Origin of the sequence: Bradyrhizobium sp. SZCCHNR1015 (assembly GCF_032489875.1) — a bacterium.
Classification (GTDB): Bacteria; Pseudomonadota; Alphaproteobacteria; order Rhizobiales; family Xanthobacteraceae; genus Bradyrhizobium.
Genome location: NZ_JAUEYW010000001.1, coordinates 664,952 through 687,677, shown reverse-complemented (window position 1 = coordinate 687,677; position 22,726 = coordinate 664,952). Strand labels below are relative to the sequence as shown.

At 66.1% G+C, this 22,726-nt stretch carries 19 protein-coding genes; 9 read left to right on the top strand and 10 right to left on the bottom strand.

The annotated features are described in order from the left end of the window. Positions 1 to 110: 110 nt before the first annotated feature. From fabF to gmk, 4 genes are all read left to right on the top strand, one after another. Positions 111 to 1,376 (top strand): beta-ketoacyl-ACP synthase II, encoded by a 1,266-nt coding sequence (gene fabF, locus QX128_RS03160; protein ID WP_315800299.1) that lies wholly within the window; start codon positions 111 to 113, stop codon positions 1,374 to 1,376. A 295-nt stretch (positions 1,377 to 1,671) separates the two neighbouring features. Then, the gene (gene mltG, locus QX128_RS03155) at positions 1,672 to 2,952 is read left to right on the top strand and encodes an endolytic transglycosylase MltG (RefSeq protein ID WP_316215640.1); all 1,281 of its coding nucleotides are present in this window, start codon (positions 1,672 to 1,674) and stop codon (positions 2,950 to 2,952) included. A 124-nt stretch (positions 2,953 to 3,076) separates the two neighbouring features. Then, the gene (locus QX128_RS03150; RefSeq protein WP_316236717.1) at positions 3,077 to 3,964 is read left to right on the top strand and encodes a YicC/YloC family endoribonuclease; all 888 of its coding nucleotides are present in this window, start codon (positions 3,077 to 3,079) and stop codon (positions 3,962 to 3,964) included. Positions 3,965 to 3,967: 3 nt separating this feature from the next. Next, positions 3,968 to 4,627: a guanylate kinase gene (gene gmk / locus QX128_RS03145; protein WP_316236640.1), complete on the top strand. Its 660-nt coding sequence runs from the start codon at positions 3,968 to 3,970 to the stop codon at positions 4,625 to 4,627. A 12-nt stretch (positions 4,628 to 4,639) separates the two neighbouring features. Here gmk and QX128_RS03140 read toward each other — a convergent pair whose 3' ends face one another. The 8 genes from QX128_RS03140 to lptF form a co-directional block, all read right to left on the bottom strand. Then, positions 4,640 to 6,910 (bottom strand): hypothetical protein, encoded by a 2,271-nt coding sequence (locus QX128_RS03140; RefSeq protein ID WP_316236639.1) that lies wholly within the window; start codon positions 6,908 to 6,910, stop codon positions 4,640 to 4,642. Positions 6,911 to 7,290: 380 nt separating this feature from the next. Next, a complete protein-coding gene (locus QX128_RS03135; protein WP_316236638.1) occupies positions 7,291 to 8,349 on the bottom strand; it encodes an alcohol dehydrogenase in 1,059 nt (352 codons plus the stop codon). A gap of 27 nt (positions 8,350 to 8,376) precedes the next feature. Then, entirely contained in the window at positions 8,377 to 9,237 is an 861-nt protein-coding gene (gene rsmA / locus QX128_RS03130; RefSeq protein ID WP_316236637.1) for a 16S rRNA (adenine(1518)-N(6)/adenine(1519)-N(6))-dimethyltransferase RsmA, read from the bottom strand. After that, positions 9,234 to 10,235 (bottom strand): 4-hydroxythreonine-4-phosphate dehydrogenase PdxA, encoded by a 1,002-nt coding sequence (gene pdxA, locus QX128_RS03125; protein WP_316236636.1) that lies wholly within the window; start codon positions 10,233 to 10,235, stop codon positions 9,234 to 9,236. The genes rsmA and pdxA overlap by 4 nt, the downstream gene beginning before the upstream one ends. Further along, the gene (locus QX128_RS03120) at positions 10,235 to 11,173 is read right to left on the bottom strand and encodes a SurA N-terminal domain-containing protein (protein WP_315800292.1); all 939 of its coding nucleotides are present in this window, start codon (positions 11,171 to 11,173) and stop codon (positions 10,235 to 10,237) included. The genes pdxA and QX128_RS03120 overlap by 1 nt, the downstream gene beginning before the upstream one ends. A 104-nt stretch (positions 11,174 to 11,277) precedes the next feature. Continuing rightward, on the bottom strand, positions 11,278 to 13,788 hold the full coding sequence (locus QX128_RS03115) for an LPS-assembly protein LptD (RefSeq protein WP_315800291.1): 2,511 nt from the start codon (positions 13,786 to 13,788) through the stop codon (positions 11,278 to 11,280). Next, positions 13,788 to 14,885 carry an LPS export ABC transporter permease LptG gene (lptG, locus tag QX128_RS03110; protein WP_315800290.1) on the bottom strand — a complete coding sequence of 366 codons (1,098 nt, stop codon included), beginning with the start codon at positions 14,883 to 14,885 and terminating at the stop codon, positions 13,788 to 13,790. Before lptG ends, QX128_RS03115 begins: the two co-directional genes overlap by 1 nt. Further along, a complete protein-coding gene (lptF, locus tag QX128_RS03105; protein ID WP_315800289.1) occupies positions 14,882 to 16,051 on the bottom strand; it encodes an LPS export ABC transporter permease LptF in 1,170 nt (389 codons plus the stop codon). Before lptF ends, lptG begins: the two co-directional genes overlap by 4 nt. Positions 16,052 to 16,391: 340 nt before the next feature. On the opposite strand from lptF, the gene QX128_RS03100 reads away from it, so the two are divergent. The 4 genes from QX128_RS03100 (at position 16,392) to QX128_RS03085 (ending at position 19,927) form a co-directional block, all read left to right on the top strand. Beyond that, entirely contained in the window at positions 16,392 to 17,936 is a 1,545-nt protein-coding gene (locus tag QX128_RS03100) for a leucyl aminopeptidase (protein ID WP_315800288.1), read from the top strand. 9 nt (positions 17,937 to 17,945) lie between these two features. Further along, positions 17,946 to 18,398: a DNA polymerase III subunit chi gene (locus tag QX128_RS03095; protein ID WP_316236635.1), complete on the top strand. Its 453-nt coding sequence runs from the start codon at positions 17,946 to 17,948 to the stop codon at positions 18,396 to 18,398. Between the two features lie 204 nt (positions 18,399 to 18,602). Beyond that, the gene (locus QX128_RS03090) at positions 18,603 to 19,097 is read left to right on the top strand and encodes a hypothetical protein (protein WP_315800445.1); all 495 of its coding nucleotides are present in this window, start codon (positions 18,603 to 18,605) and stop codon (positions 19,095 to 19,097) included. A gap of 14 nt (positions 19,098 to 19,111) precedes the next feature. Continuing rightward, positions 19,112 to 19,927: a phytanoyl-CoA dioxygenase family protein gene (locus tag QX128_RS03085; RefSeq protein WP_316236634.1), complete on the top strand. Its 816-nt coding sequence runs from the start codon at positions 19,112 to 19,114 to the stop codon at positions 19,925 to 19,927. On the opposite strand, the gene QX128_RS03080 is transcribed toward QX128_RS03085, so the two are convergent. Further along, a complete protein-coding gene (locus QX128_RS03080; protein ID WP_315800285.1) occupies positions 19,928 to 20,161 on the bottom strand; it encodes an acetyl-CoA carboxylase biotin carboxyl carrier protein subunit in 234 nt (77 codons plus the stop codon). Positions 20,162 to 20,317: 156 nt separating this feature from the next. Here QX128_RS03080 and QX128_RS03075 point away from each other — a divergent pair, with 156 nt between their 5' ends. Further along, positions 20,318 to 20,716, top strand: coding sequence for an avidin/streptavidin family protein (locus QX128_RS03075; protein WP_315800284.1), 399 nt, complete (start codon positions 20,318 to 20,320; stop codon positions 20,714 to 20,716). Positions 20,717 to 20,836: 120 nt separating this feature from the next. Here QX128_RS03075 and QX128_RS03070 read toward each other — a convergent pair whose 3' ends face one another. Further along, the gene (locus QX128_RS03070) at positions 20,837 to 22,708 is read right to left on the bottom strand and encodes an ABC-F family ATP-binding cassette domain-containing protein (RefSeq protein ID WP_316236633.1); all 1,872 of its coding nucleotides are present in this window, start codon (positions 22,706 to 22,708) and stop codon (positions 20,837 to 20,839) included. Between the last annotated feature and the right edge of the window lie 18 nt (positions 22,709 to 22,726).

Genomic DNA, 22,726 nt, shown 5'->3' with positions numbered 1-22,726 from the left:
TTCGGTCGCGCTGCCTGGCCAGACCGTGTTACTCGAACAATTGACCCGAGATGCGGCGACGGCCGTCAGCCGATCCACAAGCGCTCAAAATCGGGTCTGGAGAAACGAACATGAGGCGGGTTGTCGTCACTGGCCTTGGCATGGTTTCGCCGCTTGGCTGTGGTGTGGAAACGACCTGGCAGCGCATCCTTCAGGGCAAGAGCGGTGCGCGCTTGATCGAGTCGTTCGAGGTCTCTGATCTTCCCGCCAAGGTGGCCTGTCAGGTGCCGCGCGGCGATGGCTCCGACGGCACCTTCAATGCCGACCAGTGGATGGAGCCCAAGGACCAGCGCAAGGTCGACGATTTCATCATTTTCGCGATGGCTGCGGCGCGTCAGGCGCTCGATGACGCCAACTGGCATCCCGCGACGGAAGAGGACCGCTGCGCCACCGGCACGCTGATCGGGTCCGGCATCGGTGGCCTCTCGGGCATTGCCGACACGGCGATCCTGCTGAAGGAGCGCGGTCCGCGCAAAGTGTCGCCCTTCTTCATTCCCGGACGTCTGATCAATCTCGCCTCGGGCTATGTCTCGATCGAGCACGGGCTCAAGGGCCCCAATCATTCGGTCGTCACCGCCTGCTCGACCGGCGCGCATGCGATCGGCGACGCCAGCCGCCTGATCGCGCTCGGCGATGCCGATGTCATGGTCGCCGGCGGCACCGAATCGCCGATTTGCCGAATCGGCATGGCCGGGTTCTGCGCGGCCCGCGCACTGTCGACCGGATTCAACGAGACGCCCGAGCGCGCGTCGCGTCCTTACGACAAGGACCGCGATGGCTTCGTGATGGGCGAGGGCGCCGGCGTGGTCGTGCTCGAGGAGTATGAGCACGCCAAGGCACGCGGCGCGCGGATCTACGCCGAGGTCTGCGGCTACGGACTGTCCGGCGACGCCTATCACATCACATCGCCATCGCCGGATGGCGACGGCGGCTTTCGCAGCATGAGTGCGGCGCTGAAGCGCGCCGGCATCACGGCCGCCGACCTCGACTACATCAACGCGCACGGCACCTCGACTCAAGTCGGCGACGAGATCGAACTCGGTGCGGTCGAGCGCCTGCTTGGTAATGCCGCTTCGAAGATCTCGATGTCGTCGACCAAATCGTCGATCGGCCATTTGCTCGGCGCGGCCGGCGCCGTCGAAGCCATCTTCAGCATTCTCGCGATTCGGGATAACATCGCGCCGCCGACGATCAATCTGGAGAATCCGTCGGTGGAAACCGCGATCGATCTCGTGCCGCATGCACCTCGCAAACGCGAGATCAACGTGGCGCTGTCGAACTCCTTTGGTTTCGGCGGCACCAACGCGTCGGTGGTTTTGCGGCGCGTGGTGACCTAGTGCGGAAGGACGGAATGCCGCTCGGGCCGATTGTCGCTTGGTCACGCGGATATCCGACTGCAGCCACACTAGAACCCAAGACTTCGCGTGTCTTTAACTTCGCGTGTCTTTCGCAGGTCGGCCTTCGGCGCCGATGCGGTAAGTGGATGCGCATGGCGGTGAGGCCCGGCGAAAACACCTTTTCGCCGTATTCGATGACGAGATGACGAATCGTTAAATTGGGCGTGGACTTCAGGTCGCTTGCGTTGGGGAGCGCACGGCCACGACGAGAGCGACAGGACTGAAGGTTGCATCGATGAGTGAACGGCCGCCCATCTCGCCCCGCAGCCCGCGCGCAGCGCTGGAGCCGGAACGCGTGCCGCCGCCGCCGCGCCGCTCCGACCGCGCCCGTAATCCGTTCGTGGTGGTCGGCAATGCGATCATCACCTTGCTCATCCTGGCCATGCTCGGCGTGGGCGCGGCCTACTATTATGGACGGCAGATCCTCGAAGCGGCAGGACCGCTGCAGGAGGACAAGGTCGTCAACATCCCGCAGCGCGCGGGCAAACGCGATATTGCCGACGTGCTCGCGCGTGAAGGTGTGATCGACGTCAATCCGTGGATCTTCATCGGTGGGGTCTATGCGCTGAAGGCCAGTTCCGACCTCAAGCCGGGCGAGTATGCGTTCCAGAAGAATGCATCGTTGCGCGACGTGATCGGCGTCATCGTCGAAGGCAAGGTCGTGCAGCATTCGGTGACCGTGCCCGAAGGCCTGACGTCAGAGCAGATCGTGGCGCGTCTGTCCGAGAACGAGATCTTCACCGGCAGCGTCCGCGAGATTCCGCGCGAAGGCACGTTGTTGCCGGAGACCTACAAGTTCCCGCGCGGGACCAGCCGCGATCAGGTCGTGCAGCGCATGCAGCAGGCGCAGAAGCGCGTGTTGGCCGAGATCTGGGAACGGCGTAGTCCGGATCTGCCGGTCAGGACGCCGGAGCAGCTGGTGACGCTGGCTTCGATCGTCGAGAAGGAGACCGGCAAGCCCGACGAGCGCAGCCGGGTGGCCGCAGTATTCGTCAACCGGCTGAAGCAGCGGATCAAGCTGCAGTCCGATCCGACCATCATCTATGGTCTGGTCGGCGGCAAGGGCACACTGGGCCGTCCGATCAAGCGCAGCGAGATCACCCAACCGTCGCCCTACAACACCTATGTGATCGAGGGCCTGCCGCCGGGACCGATCTCGAATCCGGGACGCGCCTCGCTGGAGGCGACGGCCAATCCGGCGCGCACGCGCGATCTCTATTTCGTCGCCGACGGCACCGGCGGCCACGCGTTCACCGAGACCTACGACCTGCACCAGAAGAACGTCGCCAAGCTCAGGGCGATGGAGCGGCAGACCCAGAACGACACCGTCGAGCCCGACGAGGCGCCGCCGGCCGTTGCCGGCGGAGCGGTGGATCCGGCGGCCGGGGCAGCCGCGCCACGGGCGCCGGCCGGTGCGAAGAGGCCGCCCGCCAACCGCGCCAACGGCGGTGTTGCACCCGGCAACGGGGCGCGGCAGGGCGCTGCGCAGCCGACCCCGCCGGTCGTTCAGCAATAATTTCCCACGCATGTCGGCCGCGCAGAACCGGGCTTAACATTTGCCCAAAAGGCCGTAAGGTTCGCGCACTTTTGGCGGAGCGAGTCTGTCCCGCCATTCCCGATATGCCGGAGACATGGACGAAATGGCGCTGTCGAGCATGACCGGCTTTGCCCGTAGCCACGGGGCAAGCGGTCCCTACTCGTTCGAGTGGGAGTTGAAATCGGTCAATGCCAAGGGATTGGACGTCCGGGTGCGGCTGCCGCAGGGCTGGGACGAGGTCGAGGCCTTCGCCAAGAAGCGCGCCACCGAGGTGCTGTCGCGCGGCACCGTCTACGCCAATCTCACCGTCAAGCGCACCGAGACCGGGTCGACGGTACGAATCAACGAGGATGTGCTGGCGGCCGTCGTGAAGGTGGCGAGCCAGCTCGCGGGCCGGATCGACGCGGTCGCGCCCAGCATCGATGGGCTGCTGTCGATCAAGGGCGTGATCGAGGTGGCGGAGCCGGAGACCGACGAGGCCGAGGACAAGGCCGCCAAGGAGGCGGCGATCGCGGCGTTCGAGACCGCGCTGAAACATCTCGTGCAGATGCGTCGGCGTGAGGGCGACACGCTCGGACAGATCCTCAACCAGCGCGTCGACGAGATCGAGGCACTGGCGAAGAGGGCCGAAACATCGCCGGGCCGCAAGCCAGAGGCCATCAAGGCGCGACTCGCCGAGCAGGTCGCGGCCCTGCTCGACACGTCGGACCGCTTCGATCCTGACCGCCTGGCGCAGGAGGCGCTGCTGATCGCGGCCAAGGCCGACGTGCGCGAGGAACTCGATCGCATCGCCTCCCACATCGCGCAGGCGCGCGAGATGCTCGGCAAGGGCGGGCCCGTCGGCCGCCGGCTCGACTTCCTCGCCCAGGAATTCCATCGCGAGGTCAACACCACCTGCTCGAAGTCGAACGACATCGAGCTGACGAACATCGGCCTGGAGCTGAAGACCGTGGTCGAGCAGTTCCGCGAACAGGTTCAGAATCTGGAGTGATCCATGGCGGCTCACGACGGAAGCTTCGATGGGGTCGAGCGGCGCGGCCTGATGTTCGTGCTGTCATCCCCTTCGGGGGCGGGTAAGACGACGCTGTCGCGCCTGCTGATCGAGCGCATGTCGGGTCTGCGGATGTCGGTCTCGGCGACGACGCGCTCGATGCGGCCAGGTGAGGTCGACGGCCGCGACTATCACTTCGTCGACCGCGCGCGCTTCGAGCACATGGCCAAGCGCAACGAGCTGCTCGAATGGGCCACCGTGTTCGACAACCGCTATGGCACGCCGCGCGCGCCGGTCGAAGCGGCGTTGTCGGCGGGCCAGGACGTGCTGTTCGACATCGACTGGCAGGGCACGCAGCAACTGCGCGAGAAGGCGCGGCAGGACGTCGTCAGCGTGTTCATCCTGCCGCCGTCCGCCGCCGATCTGGAGAAGCGTCTCCACACCCGCGCGCAGGACTCCGATGAGGTCATCCGCGGGCGCATGAGCCGCGCCAGCCACGAGATGAGCCACTGGGCGGAGTACGACTACATCGTCATCAACCGCAACGTCGACGACGCGTTTGCCGAGGTGCAGTCGATCCTCAAGGCCGAGCGCCTGAAGCGCGAGCGCCGCACCGGCCTGACGACCTTCGTGCGCGAGCTGCAGCGCCAGCTCGAGGGCTGAAACGCCTTCCGTCTACGCCCGCCGGCCGAGGCGCGCCAGGATGTCCTGGATGCCGTCGAGCTCATCATCGTGCTGAATGTTGCGCGGCCGCGGGCGCAGCGCCGGAGGCCGCGGAATAAAGTCGAGCGGCGGGGTCGCCGGGTCCTCGAACTGGCTCGGCACGAACAGGGGTCGCTGCTGCGGCGGCCGCTGCGGTTGCTGCGGCGCCTGCGGCCTGTCGATGATCGGTGGCGCGGCGGGGATCGACGACCGCGATTCCAGGAGACTCATCAGTCGGGCCGCGGGATCATCATGCATATGCGCGACGTCCTGCGGAGCCTCGACGGAGAACTCCTCCTGCTGCGGCTCCGCCTCCAGCTCGTCTTCGGGCAATGAAAAGCGCGACTGCAGAAGGTTGATCAGCGCCGCCGCGGGATCGTCGAGCTCGTCGTCTTCGGCGGCAGAGGCCTCCGACATCATCCCGGGTCCGGCCCTCGCGATGTCATCGTCAGGCTGAGGGGCCGGCTGTCGTGCCGCATGCGCGCGAAGCGTCTCGATCAGCGCGGCCGCTGGATCGGCTGGTGCCGTTGACGGCGCGCGCGGGGGCGCGGGCTGATTGGGCATCGCGGGAACGGGCTGAGCGGCCGGCTGGCCGCCACGCAATTGGTTCGTCAGGGGTTGCGACGCCTGCGTGGTCCGGTGTGCAGCGTCCGCCTGCGCTGGCGGAGCCGTCTCAGCGAGGGCCGCTGCAGCCGGACCGTCGCCAGCCTCGCCGGGTTGCGGGGTACGCCGCTTGGCCGCGCGCGACACCAGCAGCGCGGCAATCACCTTGGCGGCGTCGATCGGCGCGCCGGCAGCGGGGGACGTGGCATCGCTGTTGCGGGCCCTGCGCAGCGCCGACACGATTTCGCTGACGTCGACAGGGGCGGGTGGGGCGGCGGTCGCGGCAGCCTGCGTCGGTGGCGGGGCCGATGGCGGCATTGGTGCGCCCACCTGGATACGGGCGGGATTCGCTGGTTCAACCCGCTGCGCCGCCGGCCAGGGCTCGGCGGGTGCCGTCGGTGCCGCATAGGTCGGCGAGCGCGGCGAGGCGTCTGCAGCAGCAGCGCTCGCCTGGGCTGCTGCAATCTTGGCGGCAGCGGCCTGCGCCGCGGCCATCTGGGCAGCCGTCAGTTGTGCCTGCGCCGGAGCAGCAGGCGATGGGGCAGTTGCGGCAACCGGCATTGGCTGCGCGTTGGTCGCAGCGGTCTGTGCCCCGGAAGGCTCGGCCCGGCGTACTGCTGCGCGATCGACCAGCTCATCGACCGCCTGCCATACCGCGTCGGTGGACTGCGATCGTTGCATCGCCGCAGCCGCGTCCCGGTCGCGTCGGCGTGCGGCTACGGCCGGGTGATCCTGCTGCTGGGGAGACGGCGCCGGCCGCTGCGGACGGGGCTCGACCTGGTCCGGCGAAGCCGCCAGCCGCGCGCTCGCGAGGTCGAGCGCCGAAGCCGGCTGAGAGCCGCGGCTGCCGCCTGAATGGGAGGGTGCTGCCGGCATGCTGCCGCGGCCCGCACGCATCCCGCCCTGCGGCGCCTTGGACCGTGGTTTGATGCGACTACGGCGCATCCGGACTGCGTCCGCATGCCAGCTGCCATTGCGCCGTTGCCGCCGTCCCATCCGGGCGAGCCGATAGAGCGCGCTCGCCAGCAGTCCTGAAATCGCGAGTGCGCCGATGACCACGAGCATGAGCACGTGGATGGGCGCCTCTGGCTTGCTCGGCTTCGGTGCGATGATCGGCCCGTCGGCAGCCGGCGCCGCATTCGCGTCCGGCTCCGCATTGCCGTCGTCGGCCATGGCCGGCGGTGGCGCATCGGCCGCGATCGGCTCCGCCTGTTGTGGCGGGGCAGAGGGCCAGGGCGAGGTATCGAGGCTGCGGGGCAGGCTGGTGTCGGATGCGGTCAGCGTTGTCGGTGTGGCGAGAGTCTGCGGCTTCGGCGTGCCCCGCACGGCGAGATCGGTGCGCAGCCGCGGCTGCGGCGCTTCTGCGAGAGCGTCGCTGGCGCGAGCGACCGGGCCATCGCTGCGTCTTGGCGTCAGTTTGGGGGGGGCGGGCTGGGCAAAGTCCCAGGGAGCCGGCTGCTGCGTCGCCCGTATCGGTGCCGCGGCGTCACGCGTGTTGCCGTTGGCGTCTTTCAGATACCAGCAACGTCGATTGGTGCCACGATCGAAACGATAGTACCAGCGTTGCCCGTCGGGCTTCTCTCCCGTCGGCTCGGCGAGACACTCCTCCGCCGCCAGGACGACGCGCGGCAGCACGAGCACGACGGTGCCAGCGATTCCGGCTGCAATGGCAAACGCAACTCCTGCCGTTCGGCTTGCCATTCAAGACTCCGGATACGCTTACGCAACGGCGCGTTCTCGGAGAGAAGTTGGGTGGCAATGAGCCACAATTCCGGATTAATTCTGTCGCGATCCTTTCGTGCCCGAGTGCGGCTTTTTTCCCACAAGAAGCTCCGCATCACGCCGCGATTTTGGCCGCGCTATCGCGCCAAATCGGTCACATCGGCGACGATGGACCTGGCTTTTCACCCTCAGGGGTCAGAGGCGTCGCGCCGACAACCTCTACGTTTGTGGACAAATGATTGGCCGCAGTGGCGGCGGTGCAGCACCGCCGCCGCGTGCGATGTCGCAACGGCGAGGGATCAGTTCGTCAGCACCACGCGTCCGACCACATGGCCGGCGCGCAGCGCATCGATCCACTTCTGTACGTCAGCCATCGGCTCCTCGCGCATCGGCGGCGGCTTGATCTTGCCGGCGCGCGCGAGCGCCATCAGTTCGTGCGCCTCGGCCAGCGTGCCGACCATGAAACCCTCGATGGTCAGGCGCTTGTACACCCATTGAACCATCGGCAGGGTGAACTGGCCGCCCATCAGTCCGGACACGACGATCTTGCCGCCGCGCGCTGCGACGGAAACCGCAAAGGCCATCGACTTCTCGTTGCCGGCGAAATCGACGATTTCGTCGAAGCCGCCCTCGGTCTCCTTGAGGATGCGCTTGATCACATCCGGCTCGGCCGGATCGTAGGCCGTCGCGGCGCCATTCTTCAGCGCGGTCTCGCGCGCGGCCGCCGAGAGGTCGGCCACCGAGATCGGTTGCTTGAACATGGCCTGCGCGAACGACAGGCCCATCATGCCGACGCCCCCGAGTCCGATCAGCAGCAGATTGCGCTGGCGCGGCCGATCCACGAGGCGCTTGAGCGCGCCATAGGCCGTTACGCCGGAGCACATCAGCGTCGCGGCCTGGTTGACCGGCAGCGGATCGTATTCCAGCAGATACTTCGCATCTGGCACCAGCACGTGGGTGGCGAAGCCGCCGTCGATCGAGACGCCGAGGAAGCGCTGCTTGGCGCACAAATTCTCGTCGCCATTGGCGCAGTCGCGGCACTGGCCGCAGCCGATCCACGGAAACACCGCGCGCCGGGCGCCGATCAGCTCCTTCGGCACGTCGGGGCCGACCTCGTCGACGACGCCGGCGATCTCATGGCCGAGCGTGAAGGGCAGGGTCATGCCGCGCGTGGTGTCCAGGCGCTTGCCGCCGCCGAGATCGGCATAGCCGTCCTGGATATGCAGGTCGGAGTGGCACAGGCCGCAGCGCTCGATGCGAACCAGAACTTCCCGGCCTTGCGGCTTCGGCGTCTCGACGATGGTTTCGCACAGCGGTGCGTCGAACTTGACGAGCGACTGACGGCGCATCAACGCCATGATGAAACTCCCTGAAATGCTTGTTGATTACGACTTGTTCTCGTCGCGACTATTGGTCAATTCGCGGGCCATGGCAACAAAGCCCGACACCGGAATGGTCTCGGCGCGGCGGGTGGGATCGACGCCTGCGGCGGCTGCGAGCCGCGCGGGATCCGCCGGCAGCGACTTCAGGCTCTGCCGCAGCATCTTGCGGCGCTGGCCGAAGGCAGCCGCGGCGACCTGCTCGAGCGCGCGGCGGTCGCAGGGTTCGGGCGACGGGCGCGGCACCAGCCGCACCACGGACGACGTGACCTTCGGCGGCGGCACGAAGGCGGATGGCGAGATGTCGAACAGGATCTTGGTCTCGCAGCGCCAGTTGGCGAGCACGCCGAGCCGCCCATAGGCGTCCTCGTTCTCGCGCGCGACGATGCGCTCGGCGACCTCGCGCTGAAACATCAGCACCATCATGTCGTACCAGGGCGGCCACGGCTCTGCGGAGAGCCAGCCGATCAGGAGATGCGTCGCGATGTTGTAGGGCAGGTTGGCGACGATCTTCGCCTTGGTGGTCCCGAGATAGGGCGCGACGTCGAAGGTCCGCGCATCGCCGCAGACGATTTCGAGGCGGCCGGGATAATGGTCGGCGATCGCCTGCAGCGCCGGGATTGCGCGCTCGTCGTGCTCGACCGCGATCACGTGGCGTGCGCCGAGCGCGAGCAGCGCCCGCGTCAGGCCGCCCGGGCCGGGGCCGATCTCCACCACGGTGGCGTCTTCGAGCGGACCCGCGGCGCGCGCGATCCGGGCGGTGAGATTGAGATCGAGCAGGAAGTTCTGGCCGAGCGCCTTGCGCGCCGACAGCTGATGATCGCGGATGACCTCGCGCAGCGGCGGGAGGTCGTCGATGGCGCTCATGACGCGTGGCTGGCCATGCGCGCGGCGAGCCGCAGGGCCGCGATCAGGCTCGCCGGATTGGCGCTGCCCTTGCCGGCGATGCCGAACGCCGTGCCGTGGTCCGGCGAGGTGCGGATGAACGGCAGGCCGAGCGTCACGTTGACGCCGTCGTCGAACGCCAGCGTCTTGATCGGGATCAGCGCCTGGTCGTGATACATGCAGATGGCGCAGTCGTAGGTCTTGCGCGCGGCGTCATGAAACATCGTGTCGGCGGGCAACGGTCCCTGCACGTCGAGGCCGGCATTGCGCAAGGTTGCGATCGCGGGCGCGATGATCGTGTCCTCTTCGGTGCCGAGCGTACCGTCCTCGCCCGCATGCGGATTGAGTCCCGACATCGCAATGCGCGGCCGCGACACGCCGAAATAGCGGCGCAGGCTCGCCGCGACGATGCGCGTCGTCGAGGTGATCAGCGGGCTCGTGAGCTGCTCGATCGCGTCGCGCAGCGCGACGTGGATCGTCACCGGCACGACGGCGAGCATCGGTGACCACAGCATCATGACAGGCTGCGGGACCGCGCCGCCATCGGCGGCGAGCTCGGCGAGAAATTCGGTATGGCCGGGATGCGAGAAGCCGGCACGGTAGAGCACGGCCTTGGCGATCGGGTTGGTCACGACGGCGCTGGCGCGTCCGGCCCTCACGTCGGCCACCGCCTCACGGATCGAGCCGATGGCCGCCGCGGCACTCGTCGTGTCCGGACGGCCCGGCAGGGCCGTCACGGCGTGTCCGGTGGAGACCACGGGCAGCACGGTCCCAAACGCCTGTGCCGCCTGTTCGGGACGAACTTCGTCCACGGTGACGGGAAGGTCGAGCAGCCTGGCGCGCTGCGCGAGAAAGACAGGATCGCCGCGTACGTAGAAGGCGGGGAGTCCGAGCTCGGTGCGGCGCAGCCACGCCTGCAGGGTGATGTCGGGTCCGATGCCTGCCGGTTCCCCCAGGGTCAGCGCGAGCGGCTTCGTCATCAGCGATATTCGATCATCGCCGCCTTGCGGACTTCCTGCAGATAGGCCTTGGAGGTGGCCTCGTATTTCTTGGTGTACATCTGCTCCTTGATCTCGCGCTTCTTCGGCGTGTCGATCGTGGTCGGAGTCCGCGAGCAGAGGGCCACCATCTGGATGCCCTGCCGCGTCGCTTCCGGCGGAGTCAGGTGGCCGATCGGCGTGTCATCGAGCAGCTTGCGCAGATTCGGCGGGATGTCGGCGGACGTCTTGACGACGATCTCCTTGATGACCGCATTCGCCGTCGTCTTGAAGATGTTGTTGGCTTCGGCGCAGGTCTGCACCCGTGCGCGCAAGGCCTCGGCCTCCTTGTGCCGCGCTTCCATCAGGCCCTGGTTCGAGGAGTTCGACACGATCAGCACGATCGGCTGCATCTTGTACTCGAACGCCTGGCCCTGCTGATCGCCATCGCCGCCCGCGGCGGCGACAGCCGCGGCCACGTCCTTGTCGGAGACGATCAGGCGTTCCTTGTAGCGGCCGCGCACCAGGCTGCTCCAGACGATCTCGGCCTTGATGCGCGCCTTCAGCGTCTCCGGCCGCACACCCTGGCTCTCCAGCGATTTGGTCAACTGTTCCGGGTTGAGCCGCATGCGAGAGCCCATGCCGGCAAACGACTGGTCGACGTCGGAGGCGGTCGGCTCGACGCCAAACTTCTTGCCTTCCTTGATCTTCACCTTGTCGTCGATCAGCTCGTTGATGATCTCCTGGCGAGTCTGATGCTTGCGAGTGCTCAGGAAGTTCAGCTTGGTGCGCTGCTCGATGTCATAGTCGGTGATGGGATCGCCATTGACCATGACGACGATGCTCTGGGCGCGAGCCGACATCGTTCCGATGCCGCAGACGAGTGCGGCAAGAGTGCAGATGGCCAGGGCCCGAAGGCGAGGAGAGAACGCGATCGTCATGACCAAGCTTCGTTGTCGCTATTGATCCAACTGGAAGCGGCGCCACGGCTCCCAACGAGGGACTTTCGACCCCCACGGAGCGGCCCGTCGGAGACTGGCGCGCGCTACTGCAGGCCCCCAGCCCCGGTTCCCGTGGACGAGGAATTAGCCAGCGTCCGGAGTCCGATCTGGAGCATATAGGCATGGCTCAGAACGGGGGGAGTGGTGCCCGCCGTATAATTATACGACGTTACATAGTTGGCGGCCAGCACGAAACAATCGTCCACATAGCCGGCGCCGATCACATACTGGTTGATCTTGTTGGCTGCCAGATCCCAGCGCGCCGCACCCGTGACGACCCAGTTCGGCGCCACCTTGACCGAGCCGCTGCCGAGGATGCCCTCGCGACGGTCGAGGTAGCCGAGCGCCGGATCGGCGGCATAGTTGCCGTAGGTCAGGGCCACCGACCAGCGATCGAAGTTCGCCTTGGCTTCCGCCTCGAAGCGCTGGATGTTCAGGGTCTGCTGGTCGAACCGGCTGCGCATGCTGAACGTGTAGGTGCGGTTCGGCGAATAGTCGACGCGCGCCACGTAGTCCGAGGCGTTCTTGTCCAGGCCGGAGCCGATCGCGGTGTTGTTGGCGTCCTGCACCGCGAACGAGTTCATCCCGAACAGGTGGTAGGACTGGCCGAACAGCACGTTGATGGTGCCGCCGCGGTCGAACTGCGTGGTGGCCTGGACACCGACATTGGCGCGGCCGCCGCCCTCGACGCGGTCATAGCCGGAGAACTTGTCGACGCTGAACAGGTTGCTGGCGTCGAACACCATGCTCTGGGCGTCCTCGTTCGGCAGCCGGCCGGCATAGGTCTCGTTCGGCCGGATGATCACTTGCGCGATCGGCTCGATCGTCGTCGTGCCCCATGGCTGAACGTTGATGAACGGATAGCGATATTCCAGGCCGACCGTCGGCATCAGGCGCAGCGCCTGGGTGTCCCCGGTCTGCAGGAAGTTGCCCACGCCCGGCTGGTTCGAGACGTTGGCGTTGATCGCGTCTGCGCGCAGGATCGCGAACGGCGTCCAGATCTGGCCGTAGGGATCCGTGAACGACCGCCGCCACTCCGCCTGCGCGGTCAGGCGGGTGTAGGTGCCGGGCGTGGCGCGCAGCAGGCACTGGGTGGGCAGGCGCGCCCGCGGATCGGCAGACACCGTCGTGCACAGCCCGGCGGTGTTGGCCGTGGTTGTGATCGGGTCGAACACGGCCGTCTGGCGGCTCAGATTGACGAAGTTGGTCTTGTAGCTGAACTCGCCGCCGAACACGGGATAGTTCAGCACGTTCGAGTAATCCAGCACCGGATAGACCACCGGCACGGTCTGCTGGTTGCCCGAGAAGCTCAGATAGTGGATCGCCCGGACGTCGAAGAAGCTGCGGCTGCCGACGCCGGTCAAGTAAAGCTGCGAGATCGCCTCGGTCGGGAGGCTCATGAACGAGTTGAACGGATCGCGATACTGCGCCAGCCGGTAATCCGACAGGAACATGTAGTCGGACAGCAGGATGCCGTCCCAGCCCCAGACCCATTTGTCGTTGAGCGCGAACTGGCCCTTGGTGTCGACGCCGCCGCGGAACTGGCGGTCGCCCGGCTGGCCGGCGAAGGCCTTGCGGTCGAGCTGATCGATGCCGTACAGGCGCACCTGATAGCCGCCATTGCTGAGGCGCTGGCGGAACTCGGTCTGCAGCAGCACGCCCTGCTTGGAGGTGATGCGCGGCGTGAACGTCGCGTCGTAATCCGGCGCGATCGCCCAGTAATAAGGGATGTCGACGCCGAAGCCGTAGCCGCCGGTCTGGGTGACGCCCGGCATCAGGAAGCCGCTCTTGCGCTTCACCGTCGGATCGGGCGTCGAGAAATAGGGGATGTAGGCCAGGGGAACGCCGAAGAATTCGAGCTGGGCGTTCTCGAAATACAGCATCTTCTCGGTCTGGTCGTGGATGATGCGCGCACCCTTGACCTGCCACAGCGGCGGCTTCTTCGGATCGTCCTTGCACGGCGCGCAGGCGGTGTATACGCCGTTCTCGAAGACGGTGTAATTGCCCTTGGAGCGGTCGGCGCGGGTCGCCGCCATCCGCGTCTGGTCCTCGGTCTCGACGCGCAGCGAATCGACGAAGCCGTCGCGATAGTCGTCCGACAGATCGAGGCTGTTGGCGTAGGTGATCTTGCCGTCGGCGTCGGTCATGCGGATGTTGCCTTCCGCATGCAGGCGCTTGGTCTTCTGGTCGTAGATCACCCGGTCGGCCTCGACCGAGGTGCCGTTGTAGAACAGCTGCACGTTGCCGACCGCCGACACGCGCGAGTTGTTGTAGTCGTAATCGACCTCGGTCGCCTGCACCAGCATCTGGTTGTCGTTGGCGACGCGCGGCGGCGGCGCCTTGGGCGGGCGCGGATTGTAGGTGAAGCCCTGCGCGACGGCAGGGGTCGGCGCCACGACCGCGGTCGCAGCAGCAACCATCAGGCCGAGCCCGCAGGCCAGAACGAATCCAAGTACGCCAGACCCGGCGCGACGCACGCGCGCGCAACCGGCGCGCGCAACGGCATGCTGCCGAAGCGCGGCGAGCGCTGTCTGACGGACGGCAACGAACGACACTAGCCGTCCTCCTGGTAGAGCAAAGCCATGAAACCGGTGAGGCCGCCGACGAACACCGGCAGCCACGCCGCAGCGATCGGATTCATCAACTCAGCCTTGCTCAAATCTTCAGTTACTTTCGACAGAACGTAGAGCAGAAACCCGGCGCCCACGCCACTCAAAACCATTTTCTGTACGCCACCCATTCGGAAGAACCTGAGCGACACGGACGCAGCCAGCATGACCATCGCAGCCAGCAAAAACGGCTGCGCGATCAGCTTATGATACTGCAGTCGGTACCCCGCGGTCGCGAAGCCTGAGCTCTCCGACGAACGGATGTATGTCGGCAGTTGCCAAAACGACACAGTTTCGGGGGTGGAGAAGCTGTTTCGGACCTGCGCCGGCGTCAGGCTGGTCGGAAGAATGTACGTCGGTTCGTCGACCGGTGGGGCATCGAGGGAGAATCGGCGCACGGACCGGAAGACCCACCGGCCTTCTTCCAGGGTCGCCTCGCGCGCTTCGATTCGCTCCTTGAAGTGCTTGTCCGTATCAAAACGGAACAGGGTCAGTCCGGTCAGGCGGACGCCCTGCTGCTCGCTGCGCGCGGCATTGATGATGACCGAGCCGTCGGGGTTGATCTGGTTGAGCCAGAAGCCGGCCGCATCCTGCACGCCGCCGCCGGGCGCTGCGCCGAACAGCTCGGCCTCCATGCGCTTGGAGAGCTCGCGCAGATTGGCCGACATCGGATTGTAGAGGGTCGTGGCCATCAGCCCGAGCACGATGGCGCTTGCCAGCGCCGGCGCGATGAACTGCCAGGCGGAGACCCCGGCTGCGCGCGCCACCACGAGTTCGAGCCGGCGCGACAGCGCGAGATAGCAGGTCATGGCGCCGATCAGGACGCAGAACGGCATCATCTTCTCGAGCAATTGCGGCACCCGGAACAGCGACGTCTCCGCCACCATCAGCGCCGAGGCGGAGGCAAGCCCGGAGGTCTTGCGCACCATCTCGATGTAGTCGACGAGCACGAGCAGGATGAAGATGCTCGCGAACACGCCGACCGCCGAGACCAGGAAGCGGCTGGCGAAATAGCGCCCGAGCGTGTTGGTGACCATGCTCATGCGGTGGCCGGCCTCCCGAACAGCCGTGCGATCCGCGCGTTCGAGCGGTTGATGGCTTCCATCAGCCGCGCCGGCGGCTCGACCACCACGCCGCCGATGATGATCCAGATGCTGAGGCCGAGCACGCCGAACAGCATGAGGTACTGCACCAGCGCCGCCATCGGCGTCTTCACGGTCATGACCGAGCAGGCGAAGCCCGCCATGCGCACGCCGAACACGGCGAGAATGGCGCTGCCGAACGAGAAGTTGCGGCTCTGGCGTGTCGTCCGCGGCGCGCCCAGGAACGCGAAGGTGAGGGCAGCGAAGGCGAACGGATAGATCGGCGCCAGGAAGCGGTCGTGCAATTCCTGGCGGAATTGTCCGGGGATCTGCTTGTAGATCGGATCGTTCTCGGCGGGCGCCATCAGCTCCCACAGATAGCGCTCGCGGATGCCGAGCGTGACGTCGCGGCCCTGGTTCGAAAACTTCGACATGTCGAAGGCGTAGCGGGCGAACGCGACCATCGCCGGCTCGCGCTTGCCGAGCTCGAAGCGTTCCAGATTGCCGTCCTCGAGCACCAGGAACGAGCCGTCGGCATTCTTCACGACGGTGCCCTTCTCGGCGATGATCGTGATTCGCTCCTTGGGGTCGCGGCGGTCGTCGATCAGGATGCCGGACAGCTCGCCGCCGGGTTGGCGCTCGCGGATCCGGATGGTCAGGTTCTGGTCGAGCTGCGCGAACCGCCCGGGCTGCAGGATGTTGGCGAGCACGTCGGCGGTGATCTCGGCATCCCACTGCTTGATCCGGCGCAGGCCGTCGGGGGCGAAAAAGGCGGCGATCAGCGTCACCAGCACGGCCACCGCGCAGGTGGCATAGGCGAACGGCACGAACAGCCGGATCGGCGACATGCCGGCCGCGTTCATGACGATGATCTCCGAATCGGTCGCAAGCTTGTTCAGCGTGTGCGAGACCGCGATCATCAGCGCGATCGGCGCGATGACGCCGAGCAGGGAGGGAATCACGAGGCCGGTGATGCCAAGGAAGGTCAGGATCGTCTGGCCCTGGCTGGTCATCAGGTCGATGCCGCGCAGCGCCTGCGTAATCCAGATCACGCCGGTGAGGCTGACCAGGACCAACGCGAACGACGCCAGCGTCGTGCGAAAGATGTACCTGTCGATGGACCCCATCGTCTGCGCTCGATCCCCAGTCATCTGTGCCGGAACGCGCGCTGCAGCCAACCCTCGCAACGGGCCCCCCAAGGCTGCAGTCGCCGTCACGTTCCGAAGGCGGTGAATATCTGTACCATCCCTTTGATCCGTCGACAAAATGGCTGTGGCATGGCGCCACGAAAATACGGTTAAAATTTCATCATTGTGACCGGTCCGCCACGCGACCCTTGGCAGCCCGGGCCCGGGCAGGCCATACTGCTGCCAAGTTGGGTTCCGAACTGCCGCCATCCTGGTCTGGCCGTTGAGGTTTTCGGTCGGACGTGGCTGCTCATCACGTCGAAATTTGGAGGATTGCTTGATGTCCGACGCCGTCAAGGTCGGCTTCGTCCCGCTGTCGACCGCCCCGCGCGGCATCGTGGTGGCGTTCTGCGATGACACCCTGCGACTTGGAGGCGCGACCGAGAAGGCGCTCGGGGGAGCCTCGGACCTCGTCAAGCGCGCGGCCGGTGCGGCCCGGTTCAAGGGCAAGGATGGCGCGGTGCTGGACCTGCTGGCTCCAGAGGGAATCAAGATTCAGCGCTTGATCGTCATCGGCATCGGCAAGGGGACGGACCTCAAGGACAAGGATTTCCTCAAATACGGCGGGACCTTAGCCGGAAAGCTGAACGCCGGAACTGAAGCGGTGACGGTGCTGGCCGAATTGCCCGCCGGGCCGCTGCTGCCGGATCAGGTCAGCTCGCTGGCCGCCGGGATCCGGCTCCGGGCCTATCGGTTCGACCGCTACAAGACCAAGAAGAAGGACGAGGAGGGCGCCGTCAGCGCCAATGTCTCGATCGCCGTGGCCGACGTCGCGGCGGCCAAGAAGGCGTTCGCGCCGCGGTCCCACGTCACCGACGGGGTGATCCTGGCGCGCGATCTCGTCAACGAGCCGCCGAACGTCCTTTATCCTGAGGAGTTCGCCAAGCGCGCTGCCGCCTTGCGCAAGCTCGGCGTCACCGTCGAGATCCTCGACGTGCCTGCGATGAAGAAGCTCGGCATGGGCGCGCTGCTCGGCGTCGGCCAGGGCTCGGCACGGCCGAGCCGCACCGTCGTGATGCACTACAATGGCGGCAAGCGCGGCGAGCAGCCGGTCGCGTTCATCGGCAAAGGCGTGTGCTTCGACACCGGCGGCATCTCGATCAAGCCGGCCGGCTCGATGGAGGACATGAAGGGCGACATGGGCGGCGCGGCCTGCGTGGTCGGCCTGATGCATGCGCTCGCCGCCCGCAAGGCCAAGGCCAACGTGATCGGCGCGATCGGCCTCGTCGAGAACATGCCGGACGGCAACGCCCAGCGTCCGGGCGACATCGTGACCTCGATGTCGGGCCAGACCATCGAGATCATCAACACCGATGCGGAGGGCCGCCTCGTGCTCGCGGACGTGCTCTGGTACGTCGCGACCAAGTTCAAGCCGAAATTCATGATCGACCTGGCGACCCTGACCGGCGCGATCATGGTCGCGCTGGGCACCGAGCATGCCGGTCTCTTCACCAACAATGATGATCTCGCCGACAAGCTGCTCAAGGCGGGGCAGGAGACGGGTGAGAAGGTGTGGCGGATGCCGCTCGGCCACGAATACGACAAGCTGATCGATTCGCAGTTCGCCGACATGAAGAATACCGGCGGACGCCATGGCGGCTCGATCACCGCCGCGCAATTCCTGCAGCGCTTCGTCAACGACACGCCGTGGGCGCATCTCGATATCGCCGGCACCGCGATGGGCGCGCCGAAATCGGAGATCAACCAGAGCTGGGGATCGGGCTACGGCGTCCGGCTGCTCGATCGGCTGGTGTGGGATTCCTACGAATCCAAATCCGACTCCAAGGCTGAAAAGGCTGAAGCCAAATCCGGCGCCAAGGCGTGACGTCGGGCGATGACTGAAGTCCTGTTCTACCATCTGCAGAACATGACCCTGGAAGGCGTGCTGCCGCCGCTGCTCGAGAAGTCGCTCGAGCGCGGTTGGCGCGTCGTGGTGCAGTCGACGTCCGAAGAGCGTGCGGATGCGCTCGATGCGCATCTGTGGACCTATCGCGACGATTCGTTTCTGCCGCACGCCACCTGGCGGGTGGCCGATGTGGCCGACCAGCCGATCGTGCTCGCGGTGGAAGAAGGCAATCCCAACCGCGCGAACGTACGATTCCTGGTGGATAACGCGCCGCTGCCAGCGGACTCGCACAGCTACGAGCGCATGGTGTTCGTGTTCAACGGCGATGATGCGGACGCGCTCGCGGCTGCGAGATCGGCGTGGACCGATTGCAAATCGCGGGGATTCGAGGTCACCTACTGGCAGGCGGATGAACGGGGGCGCTGGCAGCGCCGACAATGATACGGAAGCCCGTGAAGCGCCGATGATGGCAGCGCCGCGTGATTAATGATAATCTGCCGATTTGCCGGCAGAGCATTGGCAAAGCCACGAACGTGCCGCAAAGTGATGTTGGGACAACACGTTAGAGTGTCCACAGGTTGCAATTCAGCAAGGTTCATCGTGCGAGACCACACCAAACAGCTGACGCGCGCTCTGGCGTTCCTTGTGCTTGCCCCGGTCGTCGCCGGATGCTCGAGCACGCCCGATTTCCTGTCCAAGGACGCCGAGTGGTTCAACCGGCCGCAGCGCCTGTTCATCAAAAACATCTCGATCGACGCGCCGCCGCTGACGCCGGACAAGCCGGTCTCCGCTGAGGATCTTGTGAGCGCCGAAGGCGCATGCCCGGGCATGGCGCCTGCGGCCGGTGCTGCGGGCGCGAACGCGCTGGCGAATGATCCCGCCACGGCCGCGCCGGCTGTCGGCGGCACCGTTGCGCTCGGCCATACCGAATGCGACGTGGTGCGCGGCATCGGTGCACCCGACAACGTCAACATCTCGAGCAATGGCGGCGAGCGCGTGGCCACCGTGACCTGGCTGCGCGGCGCACGCGCCGGCGTCTACACGTTCAGCTCGGGCCGCCTGACCTCGGTCGAGCGAGCGCCCGATCCGGGACCGGCGCCGAAGGTGGCGAAGCCCAAGGCGAAGAAGCGGGCGACCTGACGGAGGAGGCGGCCATGCAAATCACCGGCCTCCGTCGCGAGTTGGAGGAGGCCGGGTATGCGGTGCGCCGTGGTTTTCTTCCTCGCGCGTTGCTCGAGGCCGGCGATCGAATCAAGTCGCGAGCCGGTCGTGAGGCGATCGCGGAGCCTCATCTCGGATCCGTTGTCTCAGTCGGCTCTTCGGCCGATTTCGCGCCGATCATTCTGTTCGATGCACAGTATGAACTGTTGGAGCGCGCCGGATACCGGGATGCACGCTTTTTTGCTGGCTTCCTGATCTCCAAGCCGGCCGGATGTCCGAGGCTGCACTGGCACCAGGATTGGTGGGGCTGGTCGAGCGCTGCGAGCTACGCCGCCACGCCTCCAATTCTCTACTTCATGTACTACTTGACCGATACGAGCGCCGCGAACGGATGCTTGCGCGTGCTTCCCGGCAGCCATCGGCGCAAGAACGATCTTCATGCCTTGATCAAGGACCGGCCGACGCATCCCGATCGGATTCTGCCTGTCGACGACGTGCTGGTTTCCACACGCCACGACGAAGTCGATGTGACCGTTCGGAGGGGGGATCTGATCGTTCGCGACGGCAGGCTTCTGCATGCATCCCATGCCAACAATTCGAGCGAAGACCGCGCCTTGATCGTGTTGTCCTTCGTGCCCTTCTGGTCCGACCTGCCGGAGGAGCTGCAATGCGCCTTCGACAGGAAACGACCCAAGATCGAAAAATCCTGGCCGCCCGTAGAGGCCGAGCGCGTGCTGGCTCGAGCGACGGTCTACAACGGCGCGTCCTCGCCGATCCGTCTGCAGCGAACCCCGGACTTGAGCGACTGATCAGGCCGCTGCGTCCTCCGCATCCAACTCCATGACGACATCGGTCGCGCTCAACGTCTCGCCCGCACCGCGCCGGACCTGACTGATTGTCCCGGAATAGGGAGCTTTCACCGACAGCTGTGATTTGGCCGCCTCGATGACGTAGAGGACCTCACCGGTCTGCACCTTCTGACCCGCCTTGACGCAGACGTCGTAGAGCAGGCCGTCAAGTCGAGCGTAGAGCTGCTTGTTCATGTTTCGTCCTCCTGAAATCGCTTCAATCGAACCTCAACATCAACGTTGTCTACCGAAAGTAGAGCAATTTTGAACCTGCCACAATGGCGCTTTCCAGCTTATGGATGTATGTAGTCATCATTGCTACCTCCAGCTCCGGGCATAGCGAGGCGCGCCATGAAGTGGTTCTTCAGCAAGTATCTTTTTGCAGCGATGATTGTCGTAGTTTCGTCGATTGCTGCGCGTGCCGACGTTCTGCCGGCGCCGTCGAGATGGACAAATCAACGAGGCTCGGTGCTCGAGATCTGGTCAGTCACCGATGGACAGGTGCGAGGACAATTCACCAACAACGCGCCAGGATTTGCGTGCCAGGGCATTCCCTATCCGGTATCCGGCAGATCGGCCGGCAGCGCCGTCATGCTGGTCGTGACGTTTGCTCAGTGCAATTCGATCACGCGGTGGAGAGGCCAGGTCGGCGGCAATCTACTCCGGACGAATTGGAATCTCTTCTACATTCAGCCCAACGGCGATCTCGGCAACCTGCCGGGTGCGGATCTGTTTCAGCGGACCAACTGATCCGGCCGCTCGCGCCGACCACGCATTCATCCGCGCGAGCCGCTGAGCGCGAGGGCATTCCGCGAAAGCCGAGTTGTCTGCGACTTTCCGCCGAATGCCCGATCCGAGGCTCGGGGCGCTTCAGCTCCCCGCCTCGTCATACAGCGTGCTGGCCTCCAGCCATTGCTCCTCGGCGCGCGCCAGCGCGTCGGCGGCATTGGCGCGCGCCTTCGACAGTTGCGCCGCCTGCTTCGGGTCGCGCGTGAAGATGTCGGGTAGCGCCAGCGCGCCGTCGATCTTGGCGATGATCTCGGTGATGCGGGCGATCTCGGCTTCGGCCGCGGTGATCCTCTGCTTAAGCCCGCTCCGCCGGTTGTCGCCGCGCGGCCGCTCGGCCTTCTCGGCGGTCCCCTGCGGACGTTCAGTGTCTCGCGTGCCGGCACCGCTGCGTGACGACAGCACCATGCGCCTGTAGTCGTCGAGGTCGCCATCATAGGTCTTCACGGTGCGGTCGGCGACGACCCAGAGGCGGTCGGCGCAGGCCTCGATCAGATAGCGATCGTGCGACACCATGATCACGGCGCCGGGAAAGTCGTTGATCGCCTCGGCGAGCGCGGCGCGGCTGTCGATGTCGAGATGGTTGGTCGGCTCGTCCAGGATGATCATGTTCGGGCCGAAGAAGGTCGCGAGCCCGAGCAGCAGCCGCGCCTTCTCGCCGCCCGACAGGCTCTTCACCAGCGTGTCCGCCGCCTTGCCGGAAAACCCGATCGCGCCGGCGCGCGCGCGCACTTTCGATTCCGGCGCATCGCCCATCAGCTTGCGCACGTGACTATACGGCGATCCGGTCTCGTCCAGCTCATCGAGCTGGTGCTGGGCGAAATAGGCGATCGACAGCTTGTCGGCGCGCGTGACCTTGCCGGAGAATGGCGCGAGCCGGCCGGCGAGCAGCTTCACCAGCGTGGACTTGCCGTTGCCGTTGGCGCCGAGCAATGCGACGCGGTCGTCATTGTCGATGCGTAGGGTGACGCGGTTGAGCACCGGTTGCGCGGGGTCGTAGCCGACGGAAGCGTTGTCGACCGCGATGATCGGCGGCGACAGCAGTCGCTCCGGTGCGGGGAATGTGATCTCGTGCACGTCCTGGGTGACGAGCGCGGTTATCGGCTTCATCCGCTCCAGCATCTTGACGCGGGACTGCGCCTGGCGCGCCTTCGAGGCCTTGGCCTTGAAGCGCTCGACAAAGGCCTGCAGCCGCGCACGCTCCGCTTCCTGGCGCTTGACCGCCTTGGCATCGAGCATCTCGCGCGTGGCGCGCTGTTCTTCGTAGGAGGAGTAGCTGCCGCGATATAGCGTCAGCTTGCAACGGTCGAGATGCAGGATCTGGTCGACGGAGGTCTCCAGGAGATCGCGGTCATGGCTGATCACGATCACCGTGCGCGGATAGTGCGCCAGGTGATCCTCGAGCCACAGCGTGCCCTCGAGGTCGAGATAGTTGGTCGGCTCGTCCAGCAGGAGCAGGTCTGGCGCGGCGAACAGCGTGGCCGCCAGCGCAACCCGCATGCGCCAGCCGCCGGAGAATTCGGCGCAGGCCCGCGCCTGGTCCGTGGCGGAAAATCCGAGGCCGCTGAGAATCGCGGCCGCGCGCGCTGGCGCCGAATGCGCGTCGATGTCGACGAGGCGGGTCTGGATCTCGGCGATACGGTCTGCGTCATGGGCCGTCTCGGCCTCGTGCAGCAGCGCGTGCCGCTCGAGGTCGGCCCGGAGAACCACCTCGATCAGGCTTTCGGGCCCGCTCGGGGCTTCCTGGGCCAGGCTGCCGATGCGCCACCGCGGTGGCACGCTGATGCTGCCGGTCTCCAGCGACAGTTCGCCGCGGATCGCCTTGAACAGGGTCGACTTGCCGGTGCCGTTGCGGCCGACCAGTCCGACGCGGGCGCCGGGCGGAATCTGCACCGAGCTCTGGTCGATGAGAAGCCGTCCGGCGAGGCGGATGGAGATGTCGGTGATGGAAAGCATGCGCGCCTTGTCACCGCG

Bases quoted from the DNA above. Each gene is read 5' to 3' on its own strand.
- fabF (WP_315800299.1), top strand. From the start codon at position 111: ATGAGGCGGGTTGTCGTCACTGGCCTTGGCATGGTTTCGCCGCTTGGC.
- mltG (WP_316215640.1), top strand. From the start codon at position 1,672: ATGAGTGAACGGCCGCCCATCTCGCCCCGCAGCCCGCGCGCAGCGCTG.
- QX128_RS03150 (WP_316236717.1), top strand. From the start codon at position 3,077: ATGGCGCTGTCGAGCATGACCGGCTTTGCCCGTAGCCACGGGGCAAGC.
- gmk (WP_316236640.1), top strand. From the start codon at position 3,968: ATGGCGGCTCACGACGGAAGCTTCGATGGGGTCGAGCGGCGCGGCCTG.
- QX128_RS03135 (WP_316236638.1), bottom strand. From the start codon at position 8,349: ATGGCGTTGATGCGCCGTCAGTCGCTCGTCAAGTTCGACGCACCGCTG.
- rsmA (WP_316236637.1), bottom strand. From the start codon at position 9,237: ATGAGCGCCATCGACGACCTCCCGCCGCTGCGCGAGGTCATCCGCGAT.
- pdxA (WP_316236636.1), bottom strand. From the start codon at position 10,235: ATGACGAAGCCGCTCGCGCTGACCCTGGGGGAACCGGCAGGCATCGGA.
- QX128_RS03120 (WP_315800292.1), bottom strand. From the start codon at position 11,173: ATGACGATCGCGTTCTCTCCTCGCCTTCGGGCCCTGGCCATCTGCACT.
- lptG (WP_315800290.1), bottom strand. From the start codon at position 14,885: ATGAGCATGGTCACCAACACGCTCGGGCGCTATTTCGCCAGCCGCTTC.
- lptF (WP_315800289.1), bottom strand. From the start codon at position 16,051: ATGGGGTCCATCGACAGGTACATCTTTCGCACGACGCTGGCGTCGTTC.
- QX128_RS03100 (WP_315800288.1), top strand. From the start codon at position 16,392: ATGTCCGACGCCGTCAAGGTCGGCTTCGTCCCGCTGTCGACCGCCCCG.
- QX128_RS03095 (WP_316236635.1), top strand. From the start codon at position 17,946: ATGACTGAAGTCCTGTTCTACCATCTGCAGAACATGACCCTGGAAGGC.
- QX128_RS03085 (WP_316236634.1), top strand. From the start codon at position 19,112: ATGCAAATCACCGGCCTCCGTCGCGAGTTGGAGGAGGCCGGGTATGCG.
- QX128_RS03080 (WP_315800285.1), bottom strand. From the start codon at position 20,161: ATGAACAAGCAGCTCTACGCTCGACTTGACGGCCTGCTCTACGACGTC.
- QX128_RS03075 (WP_315800284.1), top strand. From the start codon at position 20,318: ATGAAGTGGTTCTTCAGCAAGTATCTTTTTGCAGCGATGATTGTCGTA.
- QX128_RS03070 (WP_316236633.1), bottom strand. From the start codon at position 22,708: ATGCTTTCCATCACCGACATCTCCATCCGCCTCGCCGGACGGCTTCTC.